Raw genomic sequence first — 21,077 nt, forward strand, 5'->3', positions numbered from 1 at the left:
GAGGTAGAACATCGCGTCGCGAGGTAGAGCTCGGCGCGTTCTACCTCGCGACCGGACGTTCTACCTCGCGGGACGGGGGCTCCTGCGGGCGGGGGCAGTCGCCCGGTGTGGCAGGGTGACGGCATGACCCAGATCGACCTGCGCATCTTCACCGAGCCCCAGCAGGGCGCCTCCTACGACGACCTCCTCGCGGTCGCGAAGGCCACCGAGGACCTCGGGTTCGACGCCTTCTTCCGCTCCGACCACTACCTCGTCATGGGCGACGGCGACGGGCTGCCCGGCCCGACCGACGCGTGGACGACGCTCGCCGGCCTGGCCCGCGAGACGAGCCGCATCCGGCTCGGCACGCTCGTGTCGTCGGCGACGTTCCGCCACCCGGGCGTGCTGGCGATCCAGGTCGCGCAGGTCGACCAGATGTCGGGCGGTCGCGTGGAGCTCGGGCTCGGCGCGGGCTGGTTCGCGCGCGAGCACGAGGCGTACGGCATCCCGTTCCCGGAGAAGCGGTTCGGGATCCTCGAGGAGCAGCTCGCGGTGATCACCGGGCTGTGGGAGACGCCGGTCGGGGAGACGTTCTCGTTCAGCGGCGAGCACTACGCGCTCACGGACTCCCCGGCCCTGCCGAAGCCCGCGCAGGAGCGCGTCCCGGTGATCGTCGGCGGCCACGGTCCCCGGCGCACCCCGGCGCTCGCGGCGCGGTACGCGAGCGAGTTCAACGCGGCGTTCCCCGACCCGGGCGTCCTGCCCGACCGGTTCGAGAACGTGCGCGCCGCGTGCCTCGACGCCGACCGTGACCCCGACTCGCTCGTGTACTCGGCGGCGTTCGTCGTCGCGGTGGGCAGGGACGAGGCGGAGTTCCGCCGTCGGGCCGACGCGATCGGGCGCGAGCCCGACGAGGTGCGCCGCAACGGCCTGGCCGGGACGGTCTCCGAGGTCGCGGACAAGATCGCCGCCGCGGCCGAGCAGGGCGCGACGCGCTTCTACCTCCAGGTGCTCGACCTGCACGACCTCGACCACCTCGACCTCATCGCGTCCGAGGTCGTGCCGCAGCTGCCCTGACCGTCCGTGCCCGCGTCGCGACGGTCAGGCTCGTCGCGACGCGGGCATCGTCGACCGCGACCGCGACCGCGGCCGGTGCCGTCCGCCCGCCGCACGCGTCCATCCGTCGGACGCCCGGCGCGCCGGCGCCGTGAATTCTCCGTTTCCGCCCGTGAACGACTCGTTTCCGGCTCGTGCGGGTCGCCGCCGGGTGAGCGCTCACCCGGTCGCGGACGACGGCGTCCGACCGGGTCGGGAACGGCACCGCACCAACGATCCGGCCCACCTCGACGACGTGGCGCCGCCCGCGGCCCGGCCCGTTCACATCTGACCTGGGGCGGAAGAGAGGCCGTCGCGTCACCCCGCACGACCCGTGACAAGCCCGCCCGGCACCGCTACGTTCGGCGCAGACGACGAGGTGGCCCGCTGGTGCGGGCCACCTCGACCCGTCTCGGCCCGCGCTTGACCGGCTCGGCCGCACCGCACGTCCCGCACGGCACCGCACCGCACGTCCCGCACGGCACCGCACCACGGCACGACACGCACCACGTCACGACGCCGACGACGTCGCCGCACCCGGGCTCTCGACGACCCGGCGGGTCCGCCCGCCGTCGTCCGCCGTCGGCCCGACCGCGCCCCCCGGAGGATTCCCGGGGCCCCGTCGAGAGCCGGAGGTCTGCGATGCCCGTCTCCGAGTTCGACCGCCTGGTCGTCACCCCGCGCCGTACGCAGCACGTGCGGCCCGCGACGTTCGGCCCGAGCGCCGACGTCGACCGCCCGACCGGCCCGCCGCGCGACGAGAACTCCGCCGCGCGCTCGCCGTCGCTCGTCATGATCATGCTGCTGGCGACGCTCGGCGTCGTCGCGTACGCGGTGTTCCTGCTCAACCCGGCCAACCGCGGCGACGCGCTGCCGTACGTCATGGTCATCACGGCCGAGTCGGTGCTCGTCGCCCAGGCGCTGCTGGCGATGTGGACCGTCCTGTCGAGCGGGCACGACCCGCGCGGGTTCTCGTTCCACCACGCGAAGGACCGCCTGTTCGACGTCCCCGAGATCATCCGCGACGGCGCCGAGGACGACCCGACGCGCTGGAACCTGTACCTCCACGACCGTCCCGTCACGGTCGACGTCCTCATCACGACCTACGGCGAGGACCTCGACACCATCGCGCGCACGGTGCGCGCTGCCCTCGCGGTCCGCGGCACCCACCGCACGTGGGTGCTCGACGACGGCCGGTCCGACGACGTCCGCGACCTCGCCGCCCAGCTCGGGGCGCGCTACGTGCGACGGCTGTCGAGCAACGGCGCGAAGGCCGGCAACGTCAACCACGCGCTCGCCATCGCCAAGGGCGACTTCTTCGTCATCCTCGACGCCGACTTCGTCGCCAGGCCGGAGCTCCTCGTGGAGGCCGTGCCGTTCTTCGTCAAGGACGACGTCGCGTTCGTCCAGACGCCGCAGACCTACGGCAACCTCGACAACCTCATCTCGCGCGGCGCCGGGTACATGCAGGCCGTCTTCTACCGGTTCGTGCAGCCTGGCCGCAACCGCTTCAACGCCGCGTTCTGCGTCGGGACCAACGTGATCTTCCGCCGCGCCGCGATCGACGACATCGGCGGCATGCACACCGACTCCAAGTCCGAGGACGTGTGGACGTCGCTCATGCTCCACGAGCGCGGGTGGCGCACGATCTACATCCCCACGACGCTCGCGGTCGGCGACACCCCGGAGACCGTCGAGGCGTACACCAAGCAGCAGCTGCGCTGGGCGACCGGCGGGTTCGAGATCCTGCTCCAGCACAACCCGCTCAGCCCGCGCCGCACCCTCACGCTCGACCAGCGGCTCCAGTACACCGTCACCGCGACGCACTACCTCGCGGGCATCGCGCCGCTCGTGCTGCTGCTCGTGCCGCCGCTGCAGATCTACCTCGACCTCACGCCCATGAACCTCACCATCTCGTGGGGCACGTGGCTGCTCTACTACGCGGGCTTCTACGTGCTCCAGATCGCCATCGCGTTCTTCACGCTCGGGTCGTTCCGGTGGGAGGTGCTCATGCTCGCGTCCGTGTCGTTCCCCATCTACACCACGGCCCTGTGGAACGCGCTGACCGGCAAGGAGCAGGCGTGGCACGTGACCGGCAGCAAGGGGAAGGTCACGTCGCCGTTCAACTACATGATCCCGCAGGTGCTGTTCTTCGCGTTCCTGCTCGTGACGTCGGTGGTCGGGGCCTGGAAGGAGTGGGGCGACCCGATGCCGAGCCTCGCGCTCGCCTGGAACGTCACCAACACGCTGATCCTCGGCGCGTTCGTCGTGACGGCCCTCCGAGAGTCGCGGTCGACGCGCCTGGCGGCTCGGGACGGAGGGCGTTTGGTCCGGCCGCGGGACGGAGCGGCCGCGGCCGTCGTCGACGAGGCGTTGTCGGCGCGGCTCGGCGTGGAGGTGACGGTCGGCGTCGGGACGCGGGCCGGGAGGCGGCGGGCGCGCCGTGGCGGGGACTCGTCGTCCGGACCTGTCGGAGGTGTCGCATGACCTGGTCGAACCGCTTCCGCCTCGTGGGCGGGCTGCTCGTGGTGGTGCTCGTGTGCGCGGCGCTCACGCTCGTCATGAACCGGCGCCTCGGGCAGGCGACGAGCACCACGGCGACCATCCGGGCCGAGGTGCTCGACGTCGGCAGCGACTACGCGGGGACCGTCACCGCGGCGGAGGTCGCCGAGGGGGACGAGGTCGCCGCGGGCGACCCGCTGTTCACCGTGAGCAGCCTGACGCTCCAGCACGACATCGCGCTCGGGCTCGTCAGCGCCGACACGTCCGCGTACCAGGTGGCGCCCGACGGGACGATCACGCTGGTCGCGCCCTACGACGCCGTGGTCACCGACGTCACGACCCGCGAGGGCGGGTTCGTCCAGGCCGGCGAGGTGATCGCGTCGCTCGAGCGCGAAGGGTCGCTGTTCGTCGACGCCCGGCTGACGCTCGACCCGAGCGACTTCGCGCGCGTCCGCCAGGGCGCGGAGGTCACGGTCGTGCTGCCGAACCAGGTGGAGGTCGCGGGCGAGGTCGCGTCGGTCGCGGTGCAGAACACCGCCAACCAGGCGGAGGCCACGATCGAGGTCACGAGCGACGCGCTCGTGCGCGGCGCGGAGCACGGACTCGTCGCGTCGGGCACGCCCGTCACGGCGAGCATCGAGCTGCACGACGACGGCCCGCTCGCCGGGGTCGACGAGTCGTTCGGCGCGTTCCTCCGCAAGGTGGGGCTGTGACGCCCCGCCGGGGTCGACCCGTCCGCCACGAGATCGACCTCCCGAAGGTCGATCTCGGGCGCTCGGGCCGATCTCGCGGACGGGCCGTCGTGGTGGTGCTCGCATCGGCAGCGCTCGTCACCGGGTGCGGGCTGTTCGAGACGGACGTGTCGCCCGGGGCGACGGGACCGCCCGGGGCGGGCTCCGCCGTCGGGCACCCCGCCGCGGACCTGACCGGGACCGTCCCCGACGTCGACCCGTCGATCCTGCCGCAGGAGTCGGTCGCTCCGATGCCCACCGCCCGGCTCGCGGACGGCCTGGTCCCGCCGACCAACCGCTGGTTCTCCGGGCTGGTGTTCGGCGACGAGCCGCTGCCGGTGTTCCCCGTGCCGCTCGCGTTCGGCGTGACCGACGGCGGGTTCGCGTTCGGCCTGCCCGACGTCGAGGTCACCGAGCAGTCGATCCTCGGCCCGTTCGTGCCGCGGGTCGGCGTGGACGTCGGGGCGGAGTCGGTCGAGGTCACCGCCTACGACACCGCGTCCGTCACGGTCGACCTGCTCGACGCAGGCTCCGTCCTGGGGACGGTGGCCCTCGTCGAGGGGTCGCCCGTCCTGCGGTACACCGCGGCGACGGACCAGACGGCGGCGCTCACCGTCGCGTTCGACGCGGCGGACGGGCTCGTCACGACCGAGGCGGGCGGACGCGAGTACGTGCTGGTCGGGGCGGAGGGCGCGCTGTCCGACGACGGTCGTTCGCTCGACCTCGCCGCGGGCGACTCCGTCGCGTGGTTCCCCGTGCCGGACGGCGCCCCGGACGGTGCCGTCGCGACGCTCGCCGAGGCGGCCGCGCACCCCGTCACGGGCACGACCCTCGCGTACGGCGTGGCCGACGACGCCGCCACCACGGCGATCACCTACGAGACCGGGAGTGACGAGCCCGGGCCGGGGACCGTCGTCGTGCGGCTGCCGCACCAGCGCGAGAGCGACGGCGCGTCGTGCGGCCTGGGCACCTACGCGACCGTGCTCGGGACGGTCGACGTGTGCACGGCGAGCACGCTCGCCTGGTCTAGTCCCGCCGTCGAACCCGCCGGGGCGCTCGACCTCTCCGGGCTGGGCGAGAACGAGACGACGGAGCTCGCCGACCAGGTGCGGGCCGACGCCGCGGCGCTCGAGGCGGGGTCTCTCGAGGTGCCGTCGGACACGTACTTCGGGGGCAAGGCGCTCGCGCGCGACGCGAACCTGCTCGCCCTCGCCGAACAGCTCGGGCTCGACGACGTCGCGGCGCCGCTGCGCGACGACCTCTCGGCCGCGCTGCGCGAGTGGGCCGAGCCCTCCGGCTGCGCGGAGCGCGACGCGCGCTGCTTCGTCTACGACCCCGAGGTGCGCAGCGTCGTCGGGCGGACGCCGTCGTTCGGGTCGGACGAGCTCAACGACCACCACTTCCACTACGGGTACTTCCTCTACGCCGCGGGCGTCGTCGCAGCCGACGACCCGGCGCTCGCCGCGGACCTCGCGCCCGTGCTCGACCTGCTCGCCGCGGACGTCGCGTCCGGCGCGGGCGACGAGGACTTCCCGGCGCTGCGCGTGTTCGACGCGTACGCCGGCCACTCGTGGGCGTCGGGGTACGCGCCCTTCGCGGACGGGAACAACCAGGAGTCCGCGTCCGAGGCCGTGTCCGCGTGGAACGGGCTGGCGCTGTGGGCGCAGGCGTCGGGGGACGCGACGCTCGAGGCGCAGGCGCGCTGGCTGCTGTCCGCCGAGGCGGCGTCGGCGCGCGCGTACTGGACCGACGTCGACCGCGACGACCCTGCGCTCGACGGGTTCGGGCACACCGTGACGTCGCTCGTGTGGGGCGGCAAGCGCGACTGGGCCACGTGGTTCAGCGCCGAGCCGAGCGCGATGCTCGGCATCCTCGTGCTGCCGACGCAGCCCGTCGCGGGCTACCTCGCGGGCGACCCGGAGCGCATCCGGGCGAACCTCGACGAGGCGCTCGCGGGCCCCCGCGACGACCCCGCGTCGTGGGACGTGCTGTTCGGCGACCAGCTCCTGATGTACGCGGCGCTCGCCGGCCCGGACGACGCCGCGGCCGCACTGGAGGTCGCCCGCACCCTCCCGGCGGAACGCATCGACGACGGCACCACCCGCAGCTACCTCCTGGCATGGCTCCAGGTGCACGCGGCCGCGTAGCACCGCCGCCGAACCCGGGGTCGTTCCTCACCGGACCGCCCGCGTGAGGAGCAACCCCGGGTTCGGCGGGCACTACCCTGCTCCGGGGGTCTTCACACGAACTTCACGGACGGGAGAGACATGAGCGCCATCGGGTGGCGGTTGCACGGGAACGGGAAGACGGTCGCGCCGGGGGACGTCGTCGACCCGGACGAGCGGCTGACCTGGCCGCGGACCATCGGGATCGGCATGCAGCACGTCGTCGCCATGTTCGGCGCGACGTTCCTCGTGCCGCTGCTCACCGGGTTCTCGCCCGCGACGACGCTGTTCTTCTCCGCGATCGGCACCGTCGGGTTCCTGCTCATCACGCGCAACCGGCTGCCGAGCTACCTCGGGTCGAGCTTCGCGTTCATCGCCCCGATCGGTGCCGCGACGATGTCGCAGGGCCAGTCCGTCGCCGTCGGCGGCATCCTCGTCACCGGCCTCGTGCTCGCCGCGGTCGGCCTGCTCGTGCACGTCGCGGGCGCGCGATGGATCGACGTCGTCATGCCGCCGATCGTCACGGGCACGATCGTCGCGCTCATCGGCCTCAATCTCGCCCCGGCCGCGTGGGACAACTTCGAGAAGGCGCCGGTCACGGCGCTCGTCACGCTCGGGTCGATCATCCTGGTGAGCGTCCTGTTCAAGGGCATCCTCGGGCGCCTGTCGATCCTGGTCGGGGTCGTGGTCGGCTACGTCGCGGCGCTGCTCCAGGGCGAGGTCGACTTCACCGACATGCGCAAGGCTGACTGGATCGGGTTCCCCGAGTTCGTCACGCCCACGTTCGACGTCGCCGTGCTCGGCCTGTTCGTGCCCGTCGTGCTCGTGCTCATCGCGGAGAACGTCGGGCACGTGAAGTCGGTCGCGGCGATGACCGGCAAGAACCTCGACGACCTCACCGGCCGCGCCCTCTTCGCGGACGGCCTCGCGACGACGTTCGCGGGCATCGGCGGCGGGTCCGGCACGACCACGTACGCCGAGAACATCGGCGTCATGGCGGCGACGCGCGTCTACTCGACCGCGGCGTACTGGGTCGCGGCGGCGACCGCCCTGGTGCTCTCGCTCTCGCCGAAGTTCGGTGAGCTCATCGCGACCATCCCCGCCGGGGTCCTGGGCGGTGCGGCGACGATGCTCTACGGCATGATCGGCATCCTCGGCGCGCGCATCTGGGTGCAGAACAAGGTCGACTTCTCCAACCCGGTCAACCTCACGACCGCCGCCGTGCCGCTCGTCGTCGGCATCGCGAACTTCACGTGGGTCGTCGGCGACCTGACGTTCGAGGGCATCGCGCTCGGCACCGCGGCGGCGCTCGTGATCTACCACCTCATGCGGACCATCGCGCGGTGGCGCGGCACGACCCAGGAGCCCGCCAGCCCGGCGTCGGCCCCTGGCGGCGACGAGCCGATCGTCCACGACGCGGTCGAGGACGCCCGCTGACGGACCCCGCCCGATGCCGAACCCGGGATCTCTCCCCAGCCGAAGCCTTCGCTGGGGAGCGGGCCCGGGTTCGGCGTCCTCACGTCACGCGGCACGACGGCGTCCCGTCGACAGGAGCGCGCGGCGGACCGTGGTTGCGACGCGGCCCGGCACGTGGGTGTCGGCGGAGGTGAATCGAAGCATCGCCGCGACGTCGCCGGTCACGAGGTCGTTGTGACGTTCCCGGTCGGCGAACGCGGCGCTCGGGGTGTCGTGGAACTCCGCGCCGTCGGCCTCGGCGACGACCCAGCGGCCGTCGTCGAGCAGCCAGCCCAGGTCGCCGCGCCGTTCCCGTCCGCTCGACCCGACCAGCGGGACCTGGAGCGTGTCCGGCGGGACGCCGCCGTCGACGCAGTCGAGCCGTACCCAGGTCTCCAACGGTGACTCCGCGCGACAGTCCGCGAGCTCCCACCACGAGTGCGTCCGCGCGACACCCCGCCGACCACGGGCGTGGTCGTGCGCGCGGTCGAGACCTTCGGGCGTCACCAGCCCGAGGTGGAGAGCCGAGTCCATGACCGCCACGGCCCAGGGGCGGTCGAGCTCGGGCACCGCCTGGGCCAGCGCCCACTCGGGGGCGGCCACGTACCGGTCGCCGACCCGCACGACGGTCATGCCGTCGTCGAACATGCGCAGCCGGATGCCGTCGCGCGACTCGAGGGAGCGGGCACCCGGCAACGTCGCCTGGGGGACGACGCGCGCGGGCAGTCCCGCGACGCCGAGCAGCGCGAGCGCGCACGGCCCGACGGCGATCGCCTCGGGGCCGAAGGCGAGCAGCGCCGCCCAGGCAGCACGGCGGCGTCGGGAGTCGGGCGGACGCGCCTGCCAGGGTGTCGCGTCGAGGTCGTACACGCCGGCGGTGATCCGTGACCAGGACCCCGAGCGCACGAGGCGGGTCAGGACGTTCCGACCGACCCCGGCCTCGACGCACTGCCTCGTGCAGACGAGCGACTCCTGCTGGGCGGCGACGGCACGCAGGGCTTCCGGTACGGGAGAACGGGGCGGCATGGGTCGCATCCCAGCGCACCTGACGTCGTCGGAGGGGCTCGCCGGACGCCCCCTGTGGACGGGACCCCCGAACCGAGGGGCTGTGGAACCCGTCGAGTCAGTCCCCGCCTCGCGCGTGAGCGCCGACCCCTGGATCGCTCCTCACACGCGCGCGTCGATAGGGAGAAGTCCAGGGTTCGGCGCCAACCCGGGATCTCTCCCCAGGAGGTGCCGCGCGTGAGGAGCGATCCCGGGGTCGGCACCGGGGCGGCGGGTCAGAGGTGGAGGCCCAGGACCAGGCCCTCGTCGACGTCGAGGCGGGTGAAGCCGAGGTGCTCGTAGAAGCCGATCGCGGAGACGTTGTCCTCCGCGACGCCGAGGTGGACTCCCGGGGCCCCGGCGGCGCGGAGGGCGTCGAACAGGGCCGCCATCAGCCGACGGCCGTTGCCGCCGCCCTGCGCGGCGGGGAGCAGGTCGACGTGGAGGTGCGCGGGGTAGTCGGGGAGCACCGAGGGGTCGGTGAGGTGCGGGCGGTGGATCTGACGGACCAGCGCCTCGTCGCGGGAGCCCTCCGGGAAGCTGCCGAGCGGGTAGCGCTCGCGCAGCGGGGGCCACCATTCCCGCTCGGACCGCGCCTCGAACGCGGCGGTGTCGCGCGCCCCCAGCACGTAGCCCGCGGCCACGCCGTCGGCCTCGACGACGAACGCGAGCGACGGCTCGAGGGCGAGGTACGCCCCGAGGTAGACCTCGCCGAGCAGCCGCGGGTCGGTGTACAGCGCGGTCGCGTCCGCGCCGGACGCGCCGGTCCGGAGGCAGATCTCGTAGAGGCGGTCGATCTCGTCGGGGTCGGTGGTCCGGGCGGGCCGGAGGGGCAGGGTGCTCATGGGTACCGTTCGGCGGTCGTGAGGCTCGGCGGGCGCCGGGCGAGGAACGTGCTCAGCCCTCCGCGGGCGGCACGGGCAGCGGCTGCGGGGTGATCTCCTCGATCGCGACGCACCCGGCGCGGCTCTCGAGCGGGACGTCGCCGGACAGGCCGACGAGCTCGGGGTCCACGACGTCCTCGAAGTCGGCACCCACGTAGAGGTCGACGGTGGCGTCCTCGCGCGCGTCGAGCACGAGGCCGGGGTTGTCGTAGTGGGCGGCGAGCGTGTACGCCTGCGCGAGGCCGGCGGCTCCGAAGTGGATCTGCGTCCGCGCCATGACGTCCGACTTCTCGTCGCCGTCCAGGTCCGGCGCGTTGCCCGTGGAGAGCACCGTGAAGCCGCGCGACGTGAGGAGGTCCTGGTTCAGGCGCCCGAGCGGGGCGTCCTTGCCGGACGCGTTGTAGACGTTGACCTGGATGTCGCCGGTCGCCACCGGGAGGGTGCCCTCGGGGAGGCAGGGGACCTCGACGTGCGCCAGGTCGTCGACCGCCTCGGGTGACGACAGCGGCCGGTCGAACGGGGCGTCGATCGCGCCCGTGTACACGGCCAGCGCACCGAGCCCGACGACGGCGAGCGCGGCGATGAGGAGCCCGAACACGACGGCCTGGCGCTCGTGCATGCGTCGGCGACGCTCGGCGCGCGCGGTGTCGGGGCGGGTGGTCACGCCAGAAACCTACCGGACCCCGCGCTCATCGCACGGTCAGGACGCGGGCGTGCAGGATGGCGCGCTGCTGGAGCGCGGCCCGCACGGCGCGGTGCAGCCCGTCCTCGAGGTAGAGGATGCCCTCGTACTCGACGACGTGGGCGAAGAGGTCGCCGAAGAACGTCGAGTCCTCGGCGAGGAGCGCGTCGAGGTCGAGCGTGCGCTTGGTGGTGACGAGCTCGTCGAGGCGCACCTGACGCGGGGGCACCTCGGCCCAGTCGCGGGCGGTCACCCGGCCGTGGTCCGGGTAGGGGCGCCCGTCGCCGACGGCCTTGAAGATCATGCGGCACATCCTAGAGGCCCGACGGCGGCCCGTGCCCAGGTCGTCGGGGTGTCGGTCACGCGGTCGTCACGATCTCCCCACGAGGAGCACCCGCGTCCTTCGCGTCAGCGGGCGTCGGGGCGGACCCGGAGCGGGCGCGCGCGGCCCATCCGGCGTCCGAGGTGGAGCTGGACGAACAGCGTCGCGATGCCGGCGACGAGCAGCCCGGCGACGTTCACGAGGAGCTGGACGCCCGCGCCGAGCGCCTCGTCCCACGCCCCGACCGCGAGGGTCAGGCCGATCGTCCCGACGGCGGGCACCGTCGTGATGGAGATGAAGACGCCGACGAGCGCGGCCGACTTGGCCGTGGTGAGCGAGAGCACACCCGCGACGCCCGCGAGGAGCGCGATGACGAAGGACCACGCGTCGGGCGACACGATGAACTCCGTCTGCGCCCCGGTCGTCGCCTGCTCGAACGTGATGAGGCCCGCCGCGTAGGCGAGGCTCCACACCGCCCAGGCGACCGCGGCGCACCCTGCGAACCCGCCGAGGAGCGTCGCCAGCGCCGACCCGGCGATCCCGCGCCGCCGTCGCACGACCGCGTAGCAGATCGCCGCGATGGGGGCGAACTCCGGCCCGACGACCATGGCCCCGATGATGAGGATGGGCTGGTCCAGCAGGCGCCCGACCCCCGCGATGAGGGTCGCGAGCAGCAGGAACACGAAGAACGTGGCGGAGGGCCGGGAGTCCTCGCGCGACGCGTCCGCGAGCTGCGCCCACAGCACCCCGTCGGCGGGATGACCGGGGGCCGCCCGCTCGGCCGCGACCGCGGCGTCCGACACGACCGTCACGGGCTCCGTGACGACGATGCTCCCCTCGGCCGGGACGCCCGCGTGCCGGAGCGTCCGCATGACGTTGTTCGCGTTCTCCCGCGCCATCTCGAACCAGAGGACGTCCCCGCGCCCCTCGAGCGCCGCGCCGGGCACGACCGCCAGGTCGCACACGGTGGGGTCGGCGTCGAGGACGGGACGCAGACGTTCGGCGAGGTCGTGCCCCGCGGTGACCCGCACAGTCAGCATGGCGCCATCGTGCCAGGCGGGCGCGGGCCGTCGGCGCGGCGCCCCGTCAAGGTTCCGGCAGAGGGCGTCAAGGTTCCGTCAGAGCCCCGTCCGGAGCCCTCCGGCCGGGCGTAGAACGGCAGTGCGCCCGGGTTCCGGGCGCCGGCACGGCGCCCGCCACGAGCGCCGGCCGACCGTCGTCGAGAAGGCGTTCCCACCATGGCCGACCTGGCCTTCCTCCTCCTCACCGTCGCGTTCTTCGCGACGGTCGCGCTCGTCGCGCGTCGTCACGGCTCCTCGGGAGGCACCCGGTGATGATCCTCGACTGGATCGCGCTCGGCGCCGTCGTCGCCGTGCTGGGCTACCTCTTCGTCGCGCTGCTCCGCAGCGACCGGGCCCGGTGAGCGCCGTGCCGACGACGGTCGACGCCGCGGTCGTGTGGGCGGCCGTCGGTCAGGTCGCGCTCCTCGTCGCGGCGCTCGCGGCGGTGCACGCGCCGCTCGGTGCGTACATGGCGCGCGTGTACACCTCGTCGCGCCACCTGCGGATGGAGCGCGCGGGCTACCGGCTGGCGCGCGTGGACCCCGACGCGGAGCAGCGGTGGAGCACCTACCTCTTCTCCGTGCTGGGCTTCTCGCTCGCCTCGGTCCTGTTCCTCTACGGGCTCGGCCGGCTCCAGGACCACCTGCCGATGAACCTCGGGTTCACGGGGCTGGACCCGGCGGGCGCGTGGAACACCGCGGTCTCGTTCGTGACGAACACGAACTGGCAGTGGTACTCCGGCGAGGCGGCCGCGGGCCATCTCCTGCAGATGGCCGGCCTTGCCGTGCAGAACTTCGTCTCGGCCGCCGTCGGGATGTCGGTCGCGATCGCGCTCGTGCGCGGGTTCGCCCGCTCGGGGACCGACGCGCGGGTCGGCAACTTCTGGACCGACTTCACCCGCTCCGTCGTGCGGATCCTGCTGCCGATCGCGTTCGTCGCCGCGGTCGTGCTCGTGGCGAACGGCGTCGTCCAGAACCTCAGCCCGCACACCGCGGTCGAGACGCTCGCCGGCGGCACGCAGCACGTCCTCGGCGGTCCGGTCGCGTCCCAGGAGGCCATCAAGGAGCTGGGGACCAACGGCGGCGGGTTCTTCAACGCGAACTCGGCGCACCCGCTGGAGAACCCGAACCCGTTCACCAACGTCTTCGAGATCTTCCTCATCCTGCTGATCCCGTTCACGCTCCCGCGCACGTTCGGCCTCATGGTGGGCGACCGCCGTCAGGGCTGGGCCGTCCTCGGCGCGATGGCCGGGCTGTTCGCCGTCGCGCTCGCGCTGACCACGTGGGCGGAGCTCGCCGGGCCGGGTGCCGCCCCGCACGCCGCGGGCGCCGCGCTCGAGGGCAAGGAGACCCGGTTCGGCCTCGCCGCGAGCGCCCTCTTCGCGACCGCGACGACCGGCACGTCGACGGGCGCGGTCAACGCGATGCACGACTCGCTCACCGCACCGGGGGGCGGCGTGGTCCTCTTCAACATGCTCCTCGGCGAGATCGCCCCCGGCGGCGTGGGCGCGGGGCTGTACGGGATGCTCGTGCTCGCCGTCGTCGCGGTGTTCGTCGCGGGCCTCATGGTGGGCCGCACGCCCGAGTACCTGGGCAAGAAGATCGGCCGCCAGGAGATCACGCTCGTGGCGCTCTACGTCCTGACGACCCCGGCGGTCGTGCTCGTCGGCACGGCGCTCTCCGTGGTCCTGCCCGACGGCCTCGCCGGTCAGCAGGAGGGCGGCCCGCACGGGCTCACCGAGGTGCTGTACGCCTTCGCGTCGGCCGGGAACAACAACGGCTCCGCGTTCGCCGGGCTGTCGGCCGGGACGCCGTACTACAACACGCTCCTCGGGCTCGCGATGCTCGTCGGCCGATTCGTCCCCATCGCGCTCGTCCTCGCCCTCGCGGGGCGCCTCGCCTCGCAGCGCTCGGTGCCGCCGTCGGCCGGCACGCTGCCGACCCACCAGCCGCTGTTCGTCGGCCTGCTCGGCACGGTCGCGCTGGTGGTCGTCGGCCTCACCTTCGTCCCCGTCCTGTCCCTCGGTCCTGTCGTGGAGTCCCTGTCATGAGCACCCCGCTCGCTTCCGTCCCTCAGCTGCCCGGCACCCCGGCGTCCCCCGCGGGGGCGCCCGACGGCGGCGCGCACCACGACGACCACCGCGGCGGGCGTCGCGCGCCGCGGGCGCTGTCCCTCGCGCAGGTGGGCGCGGCGCTGCCGGCCGCGGTGCGCAAGCTCGACCCGCGCGTGCTGTACCGGTCGCCGGTCCTGTTCGTCGTGGAGATCGGTGCCGTCGCGACGACGGTCCTCGCGGCGCTGGACCCGGACCTGTTCTCGGTCCTCGTCGCGGTGTGGCTGTGGGCGACGGTCCTGTTCGCGACGCTCGCCGAGTCGGTCGCGGAGTCGCGCGGCAAGGCGCAGGCGTCGAGCCTGCGCGCGACGCAGCGCAGCACCACGGCGCGCCGTGTGGACGCGCCGACCGACACGCTCACCGCGGGGTCCAGCCTGCACCTGCTGCCGACGGTCGACGTGCCGTCGTCCAGCCTGCGGGTGGGTGACGTCGTCGTGGTCGTCGCGGGGGAGACGATCCCGGGCGACGGCGACGTGATCGAGGGCGTCGCGTCGGTCGACGAGTCGGCCATCACGGGGGAGTCCGCGCCGGTGATCCGCGAGTCGGGCGGGGACCGCTCGGCGGTCACGGGCGGGACGGTCGTGCTGTCCGACCGCATCGTCGTGCGGATCACGGCACCGGCCGGCCAGACGTTCGTCGACCGGATGATCGCGCTCGTCGAGGGCAGCGAGCGTCAGCGCACCCCGAACGAGATCGCGCTCAACGTGCTGCTCACCTCGCTGACGATCGTGTTCGTCCTCGCCGTCGCGACGCTCCAGCCGTTCGCGGTGTACTCGGGGGCACGGCAGTCGCTCGTGGTGCTGGTCGCGCTCCTCGTGTGCCTCATCCCGACGACGATCGGCGCGCTGCTGTCCGCGATCGGCATCGCGGGCATGGACCGCCTGGTCCGGCGCAACGTGCTCGCGATGTCGGGCCGCGCGGTCGAGGCGGCGGGCGACGTCGACGTGCTGCTGCTCGACAAGACCGGCACGATCACGCACGGCAACCGGTTCGCGACCGAGGTGCTGCCGGTGGGCCACGTGAGCGCGGCGGAGCTCGCCGACGCGGCGCGCCTGGCCTCGCTGTCCGACGAGACCCCGGAGGGGCGCAGCATCGTCGACCTCGTGACGTCGATGGACGGGCGTCCCGCGGCGGACCTGGTCCGGGAGACCGCGGGCGCGGAGTTCATCCCGTTCACGGCCCAGACCCGGATGTCGGGCGTGGACCTGCCCTCGCCCGACGGCGGCGTGCGGCGCGTGCGCAAGGGCGCCGGCTCGGCGGTGCAGCGGTGGGTGCACTCGACGGGCGGGAGCGTGACGGGTCCGGAGACGGACGAGCTCGCGGCCCACGTGGAGACGGTCAGCGGGCAGGGCGGGACGCCGCTCGTGGTCGCCGAGCAGGTGGCCGACGGCCCGGCGCGCGTGCTCGGCGTCGTCCGGCTCAAGGACGTCGTCAAGGACGGGCTGCGCGAGCGGTTCGACCAGCTCCGCGCGATGGGCATCCGGAGCGTCATGGTGACGGGCGACAACGCGATCACGGCGCGGGCCATCGCCGCCGAGGCGGGCGTGGACGACGTCCTCGCCGAGGCGACGCCGGAGGACAAGCTCGCCCTCATCCGGCGCGAGCAGGAGGGCGGTCGCCTCGTCGCGATGGCCGGCGACGGCACGAACGACGCGCCCGCGCTGGCCCAGTCCGACGTCGGCGTCGCGATGAACACGGGGACGACCGCCGCCAAGGAGGCGGGCAACATGGTCGACCTCGACTCGAACCCGACGAAGCTCCTGGAGATCGTCGAGATCGGCAAGCAGCTCCTCATCACGCGCGGCGCGCTCACCACGTTCTCCGTCGCGAACGACGTCGCGAAGTACTTCGCGATCCTGCCCGCGATGTTCCTGGGCGCGTTCCCCGCGCTCGAGGTGCTCAACGTCATGCGCCTGTCCAGCCCGCAGTCCGCGATCCTCTCCGCGGTGATCTTCAACGCCCTGATCATCGTGGTCCTCGTCCCGCTCGCGCTGCGCGGGGTGCGGTACCGCCCGGCGTCCGCGTCGGCGCTGCTCCGGCGCAACCTGCTGATCTACGGGCTCGGCGGCCTCGTGGCGCCGTTCGTCGGGATCAAGCTCGTCGACCTCCTCGTCTCCCTCCTCCCGGGCTTCTGATCCCGGTGCCGAAAGGAACTCCCGTGCCCAGCTCCTCGCAGGTCCCGTCCGGAGGCCGCCCGTCGACCGCCGGCGGCGCCGTCTCCTTCGTCCGGCAGTCGTGGGCGGGGCTGCGCGTCCTGCTCCTCATGACGCTCCTGCTCGGCGGGCTCTACCCGCTCGCGGTGACGGGCGTCGGCCAGGCCGCCTTCGGGTGGCAGGCCGACGGCTCGCTCGTCCGCGCCGACGGCACCCGGGCCTCGTCGGTCGACGACGCCGGGGCGGACGGCGCCCCGGTCGTCGGGTCCGTGCTCGTCGGCCAGGCGTTCGGCGAGCCGGGGACCGCGCCCGAGTGGTTCCACGGCCGCCCGTCGGCGGCCGGGGAGGGCTACGACACCCTCGCGTCCGCGGGGTCGAACCTGGGGCCGAACAACCCCGAGCTCGTCGCCGCGATCGAGGAGCGCCGGGCGGCCGTCGCCGCGGAGGACGGCGTCGACCCGGCGACGGTCCCGCCGGACGCCCTGACGGCGTCGGCCTCGGGCCTCGACCCGCACGTGTCGCCCGCGTACGCGTACCAGCAGGTCGACCGCGTCGCGGCCGCGCGCGGGCTCGACCCGGCGGCGGTGCGCGCGCTCGTCGACGACGCCGCGGCCGGGCGCGTGGCCGGCGTGCTGGGCGACCCGCGCGTGAACGTGCTCGCGCTCAACCTCGCCCTCGAGGAACTCGCGCCCGCCGGCTCGGACGCGCCCTGACGTGCGACGTGATGGACTGCGCACATGAGTGCCGACACGCCTGACGGGCGGCGCCGGGGGAGGCTGACGGTATACCTCGGCGCCGCGCCGGGCGTCGGCAAGACGTTCGCGATGCTCGACGAGGCGCACCGTCGCCGGTCCCGCGGGACCGACGTCGTGGTGGGCCTCGTCGAGACGCACGGGCGCCCGGCCACGGCGGCGAAGATCGGCGACCTCGAGGTGGTCCCGCGCCGCGCCGTCGGGCACCGGGGCGTCGAGCTCACCGAGCTCGACGTCGACGCCGTCGTCGCACGCGACCCGGACGTCGCGCTCGTCGACGAGCTCGCCCACACGAACGCGCCGGGCTCGCGCCACGCCAAGCGGTGGCAGGACGTGCACGACCTGCTGGCGGCCGGGATCGACGTCGTGACGACGGTGAACGTGCAGCACCTGGAGTCGCTCACGGAGGACGTCGAGGCGATCACGGGGGTGCGGCAGCGCGAGACCGTCCCCGACCACGTGGTGCGCGAGGCCGACCAGATCCAGCTCGTCGACCTCTCGCCCCAGGCGCTGCGGCGGCGGCTCGCGCACGGGAACGTGTACCGGGCCGAGCAGATCGACGCGTCGCTGTCCTCGTACTTCCGCGAGGGCAACCTCACGGCGCTGCGCGAGCTCGCGCTCCTGTGGCTCGCGGACCGCGTCGACGACGCCCTCACGCGGTACCGCGCCGACCACGCGATCTCCGGGACGTGGCCGGCGCGCGAGCGCGTCGTCGTGGCCGTGACCGGCGGGCCCGAGAGCGCGACGCTGCTGCGTCGCGGCGCCCGCATCGCCGAGCGCGCGGCGGGGTCCGAGCTCCTCGCCGTGCACGTGCTCGCGACCGACGGCCTGCCCACGGCCTCGCCCGCGGCGATCGCCGCCGACCGCGCCCTCGTCGAGTCCCTCGGCGGGACGTTCCACACCGTCGTGGGGGAGGACGTCGCGTCGGCCGTCGTCGACTTCGCGCACGGCGCGAACGCGACGATGGTGGTCGTCGGCGTCTCGCGGCGCTCGCGGTGGCGCGAGGCGTTCCTCGGGTCCACGAGCGCGGAGATCGCCCGGCTCTCGGGCTCGCTCGACGTGCACCTCGTGACGCACGAGCGGGCCCGGTCGGGACGGGTCGCGCGGCGCGGCTGGAGCCCGTTGTCCGCCCGGCGGCGCGTCGCGGGGTTCGTCCTCGCCGTCGCCGGCCCGGCGGGACTCACGGCCCTGCTCGACGCCGCCCGGGGAGCGGTCGGGCTGTCGACGCAGGTCATGCTCTTCCTGGCGCTGTCGGTCGGCGTCGCGCTCGTCGGCGGCATGTGGCCCGCGCTGGCCTGCGCCGTCGTCTCGTTCCTGTGCCTCAACTGGTTCTTCACGCCGCCCACGGGGCTGCTCACCGTGGCCGACCCGGAGAACCTGCTCGCCCTGCTCGTGTTCGTGCTCGTCGCGGCCGCGGTCGCGTCGGTGGTCGACCTCTCGGCCCGGCGCACGGTGCAGGCCTACCGGGCGCGGGCGGAGGCGTCGACCCTCGCCGCGCTGTCCCGCTCGGTCCTGTCCGGGGAGGATACGGCCGAGGCCGTCGTCGGTCGGCTGGCCCAGACCTTCCAGCTCCGGCGGGTCGCGATCGAGGAGCGGTCGCGCGCGGACGGGCGCGGGCGCGAGTGGTCGACCATCGCGGTCGCGGACCGCGCCGCCGACACCGGGGGGCCGGCCGGGAGCGGGTCCCGACGACGCCCCGGGGGCGATGACGAGACCCGGACCGTGGTGAGCGTCGACGACGACCTCCGGCTCGTGCTCGACGGCCGTCCGCTGCCCGCGGGCGACCGCCAGGTGCTCGAGGCGTTCGGCGCGCAGGCGGGCATCGTGCTGGAGTACCGCCGGCTGCGCGAGGAGGCGGCTCGAGCCGCCGTCCTGGCCGAGGCGGACGCGACCCGCACGGCGCTGCTCGCCGCCGTCTCGCACGACCTGCGCACCCCGCTCGCCGCGATCCGCGCCGCGGTCGACGGGCTGCGCTCGCCCGAGGCGGTCCTGGAGCCGCAGGACCGGACGGCGCTCGTCGAGACCGCGGCGTCCGAGACCGGGCGGCTCGAACAGCTCATCGACAACCTGCTCGACCTCTCGCGCCTGCAGACGGGCTCCGTCGCCCCGGTCCTGCGCGACGTCTCGCTCGAGGAGATCGTGCCGGTCGCGGTCGAGCCGCACGGCCCGCGCGTCGTGCTCGACGTGCCCGAGGACCTGCCGCTGGTGCGCACCGACCCCGGCCTGCTCGAGCGCGTCGTCGCGAACGTCGTCGCCAACGCGGTGCGGTTCGCGCCCCCGGGCGAGCCCGTCCGCGTCCGGGCGTCCGCCTCGGGCGGGATCGTCGAGGTGCGGGTCGTCGACCTCGGGCCGGGGGTGCTCGACGAGGCCAAGGAACGGATGTTCGAGTCCTTCCAGCGGCTCGGTGACGCCGCCGGCCACGGCGTCGGGCTCGGGCTCGCCGTCGCGCGCGGGTTCTCCCGCGCCGTCGGGGCGACCCTCGTCCCCGAGGACACCCCGGGCGGAGGCCTCACCATGGTCCTGACCGTCCCCGTCGCGCCGCGCGACGCGGCACGCCCCGAGCGGGAGGAGAGCGCGTGAGCGACGACCCGGCGACCCACCACGTCCTCGTCGTCGACGACGACCCCGGCCTGCTGCGCGCCATCGCCATCACGCTGCGCACGCACGGCTGGCGGGTGAGCACCGCCACGTCGGGCGGGGCGGGCATCGACCTCGTCGCGACGGACACGCCCGACGTCATCCTCCTCGACCTCGGTCTGCCCGACCTCAGCGGCTTCGACGTCATCCGCGCGGTGCGCGCGTGGAGCACCGTGCCGATCGTCGTGCTCTCCGCCCGCCACCTCGGCGACGACAAGGTCGACGCGCTCGACGCCGGCGCCGACGACTACGTCACCAAGCCGTTCGCGATGCCCGAGCTCATGGCGCGGCTGCGGGCCGCCGTGCGGCGGTCGGCGGGCACCGCCCGGGACGGGTCCGCCGTCGTCGAGGCGGGCGACCTGCACATCGACCTCGCCCGCCGCCGCGTCCTGCGCGGCGGCGTCGAGGTGCGGCTGAGCCCCACCGAGTGGGCCCTGCTCGAGATCCTCGTCGCGCAGCGCGGGCGGGTCGTCGAGCGCGAGCACCTCCTGCGCGAGGTGTGGGGGCCGACCGCGACGCGCGACACCCACTACCTGCGGGTCTACCTCGCGCAGCTCCGCCGCAAGATCGAGGACGACCCGGCGGCCCCGCGCCACCTCATCACGAGCCCCGGCATCGGCTACCGGTTCGAGGAGTGACCCGCCGCGTCGTCGACGAGGCGCGCCAGCTCGCGCACGACGGCGCCCGGCAGCGCGGGCGGGAACAGCAGCGCCCGCTGCAGCTCGCCCGCGCGCCAGCCGTCGCACGCGAGCGCGGCGAGCACGAGCGACGACGGCGCGCCCTCCTCGCGCCACGCGCGCAGCACGAGCGCGTGCACCTCGTGCTGCCCCTCCGGGACGTCGTCGCGCGCGACGCCGCCGAGCGCGTACAGGCGCAGGAGCGCCGCGGCCTTGCGCGAGTCGTCCAGCGCCGCGACGGACGCGGCCACCGCCGCGCGCGACGGGTCGAGGCGCAGCGGGGACAGGTCGTCGAACCCGGACTGCAGCACCTCGAGCGCGACGTCGTCGACCAGCGTCTCCGCGTCGCCGAACATCGCCAGCAGCGTGGACTCGCTGCGGTCGCAGCGGCGCGCGACCGCGGCGAGCGTGAGGTTCTCGACGCCCTCCTCGAGCGCGACCCGCAGGACGGCGTCCACGAGCGGGCGCTCGTCGTCGCGGAACGGGTCCTCGTCGAGGTCCACGTCGCGGAAGACGACGGCGCTCGCGGGCGGACGCACGTCCGCGTACCGGGAGAGGTCGCCGAGCAGGTCCTCCCACTCGGCCTCGGTGAGCGCGTACGCGTCCTGGTAGAGGCCGAGCCACGTCCCCTCGAGCGCGAGCGCCGCGACCCACGTGCGCGGGTCGGGGACGCCGGAGCCGCCGCCCGGCGCCGGGCTCGGCTCCTGGGTGGGGATCGCGGCGACCCACTCGTGCAGGGTGGCCCTGGCCGAGCGCGTCGCGTCGCTCTGGTCGGGCGTGGACATGACCGTCACCTCCGTGGTCGGGCACAGTGGACCGAGCCTATCC

At 74.3% G+C, this 21,077-nt stretch carries 17 protein-coding genes; 11 read left to right on the forward strand and 6 right to left on the reverse strand.

Going from position 1 to position 21,077, the window contains the following annotated elements; translation table 11 throughout:
* The first annotated feature begins 132 nt into the window (after positions 1-132).
* The 5 genes from ACTJIY_RS14205 to ACTJIY_RS14225 all read left to right on the forward strand — a co-directional run bounded on the left by ACTJIY_RS14205 (position 133) and on the right by ACTJIY_RS14225 (position 7,909).
* Positions 133-1,056 carry an LLM class F420-dependent oxidoreductase gene (locus ACTJIY_RS14205; RefSeq protein WP_440674710.1) on the forward strand — a complete coding sequence of 308 codons (924 nt, stop codon included), beginning with the start codon at positions 133-135 and terminating at the stop codon, positions 1,054-1,056.
* A 660-nt stretch (positions 1,057-1,716) separates the two neighbouring features.
* Positions 1,717-3,561, forward strand: a complete 1,845-nt coding sequence (locus tag ACTJIY_RS14210) for a glycosyltransferase family 2 protein (protein WP_440674686.1) — start codon at positions 1,717-1,719, stop codon at positions 3,559-3,561.
* Positions 3,558-4,289: an HlyD family secretion protein gene (locus ACTJIY_RS14215; RefSeq protein WP_353708338.1), complete on the forward strand. Its 732-nt coding sequence runs from the start codon at positions 3,558-3,560 to the stop codon at positions 4,287-4,289. Before ACTJIY_RS14210 ends, ACTJIY_RS14215 begins: the two co-directional genes overlap by 4 nt.
* Positions 4,290-4,378: 89 nt before the next feature.
* Complete coding sequence (locus tag ACTJIY_RS14220; protein WP_440674685.1) at positions 4,379-6,454, forward strand: glycosyl hydrolase; 2,076 nt, start codon at positions 4,379-4,381, stop codon at positions 6,452-6,454.
* Between the two features lie 120 nt (positions 6,455-6,574).
* Positions 6,575-7,909, forward strand: a complete 1,335-nt coding sequence (locus tag ACTJIY_RS14225; RefSeq protein WP_253054023.1) for a uracil-xanthine permease family protein — start codon at positions 6,575-6,577, stop codon at positions 7,907-7,909.
* An 84-nt stretch (positions 7,910-7,993) separates the two neighbouring features.
* Here the strand turns inward: ACTJIY_RS14225 and ACTJIY_RS14230 are convergent, their stop codons facing one another.
* The 5 genes from ACTJIY_RS14230 to ACTJIY_RS14250 form a co-directional block, all read right to left on the reverse strand.
* A complete protein-coding gene (locus ACTJIY_RS14230) occupies positions 7,994-8,953 on the reverse strand; it encodes a type IV toxin-antitoxin system AbiEi family antitoxin domain-containing protein (protein WP_440674684.1) in 960 nt (319 codons plus the stop codon).
* Between the two features lie 254 nt (positions 8,954-9,207).
* Complete coding sequence (locus ACTJIY_RS14235; protein ID WP_440674683.1) at positions 9,208-9,816, reverse strand: GNAT family N-acetyltransferase; 609 nt, start codon at positions 9,814-9,816, stop codon at positions 9,208-9,210.
* A gap of 52 nt (positions 9,817-9,868) precedes the next feature.
* On the reverse strand, positions 9,869-10,519 hold the full coding sequence (locus ACTJIY_RS14240; RefSeq protein WP_253054017.1) for a LytR C-terminal domain-containing protein: 651 nt from the start codon (positions 10,517-10,519) through the stop codon (positions 9,869-9,871).
* Positions 10,520-10,544: 25 nt separating this feature from the next.
* Positions 10,545-10,841: a type II toxin-antitoxin system VapB family antitoxin gene (locus tag ACTJIY_RS14245; RefSeq protein ID WP_353708341.1), complete on the reverse strand. Its 297-nt coding sequence runs from the start codon at positions 10,839-10,841 to the stop codon at positions 10,545-10,547.
* A gap of 104 nt (positions 10,842-10,945) precedes the next feature.
* Positions 10,946-11,899 carry a DUF389 domain-containing protein gene (locus ACTJIY_RS14250; RefSeq protein WP_440674682.1) on the reverse strand — a complete coding sequence of 318 codons (954 nt, stop codon included), beginning with the start codon at positions 11,897-11,899 and terminating at the stop codon, positions 10,946-10,948.
* 293 nt (positions 11,900-12,192) lie between these two features.
* Here ACTJIY_RS14250 and ACTJIY_RS14255 point away from each other — a divergent pair, with 293 nt between their 5' ends.
* The 6 genes from ACTJIY_RS14255 to ACTJIY_RS14280 are packed head-to-tail and all read left to right on the forward strand — an operon-like array spanning position 12,193 to position 20,210.
* Positions 12,193-12,282 (forward strand): potassium-transporting ATPase subunit F, encoded by a 90-nt coding sequence (locus ACTJIY_RS14255; protein WP_253054013.1) that lies wholly within the window; start codon positions 12,193-12,195, stop codon positions 12,280-12,282.
* 5 nt (positions 12,283-12,287) lie between these two features.
* Entirely contained in the window at positions 12,288-13,970 is a 1,683-nt protein-coding gene (gene kdpA / locus ACTJIY_RS14260) for a potassium-transporting ATPase subunit KdpA (RefSeq protein ID WP_440674709.1), read from the forward strand.
* A complete protein-coding gene (gene kdpB, locus ACTJIY_RS14265; RefSeq protein WP_440674681.1) occupies positions 13,967-16,165 on the forward strand; it encodes a potassium-transporting ATPase subunit KdpB in 2,199 nt (732 codons plus the stop codon). Before kdpA ends, kdpB begins: the two co-directional genes overlap by 4 nt.
* Before the next feature lie 23 nt (positions 16,166-16,188).
* On the forward strand, positions 16,189-16,896 hold the full coding sequence (gene kdpC, locus ACTJIY_RS14270; RefSeq protein WP_440674680.1) for a potassium-transporting ATPase subunit KdpC: 708 nt from the start codon (positions 16,189-16,191) through the stop codon (positions 16,894-16,896).
* A gap of 24 nt (positions 16,897-16,920) precedes the next feature.
* The gene (locus tag ACTJIY_RS14275) at positions 16,921-19,515 is read left to right on the forward strand and encodes a DUF4118 domain-containing protein (protein WP_440674679.1); all 2,595 of its coding nucleotides are present in this window, start codon (positions 16,921-16,923) and stop codon (positions 19,513-19,515) included.
* Positions 19,512-20,210 carry a response regulator gene (locus ACTJIY_RS14280; RefSeq protein WP_440674678.1) on the forward strand — a complete coding sequence of 233 codons (699 nt, stop codon included), beginning with the start codon at positions 19,512-19,514 and terminating at the stop codon, positions 20,208-20,210. The genes ACTJIY_RS14275 and ACTJIY_RS14280 overlap by 4 nt, the downstream gene beginning before the upstream one ends.
* Here ACTJIY_RS14280 and ACTJIY_RS14285 read toward each other — a convergent pair.
* Complete coding sequence (locus ACTJIY_RS14285) at positions 20,192-21,034, reverse strand: hypothetical protein (RefSeq protein ID WP_440674677.1); 843 nt, start codon at positions 21,032-21,034, stop codon at positions 20,192-20,194. The genes ACTJIY_RS14280 and ACTJIY_RS14285 overlap by 19 nt on opposite strands.
* Between the last annotated feature and the right edge of the window lie 43 nt (positions 21,035-21,077).

Origin of the sequence: Cellulosimicrobium sp. 22598, from assembly GCF_052044445.1 — a bacterium.
Classification (GTDB): domain Bacteria; phylum Actinomycetota; class Actinomycetes; order Actinomycetales; family Cellulomonadaceae; genus Cellulosimicrobium; species Cellulosimicrobium cellulans_G.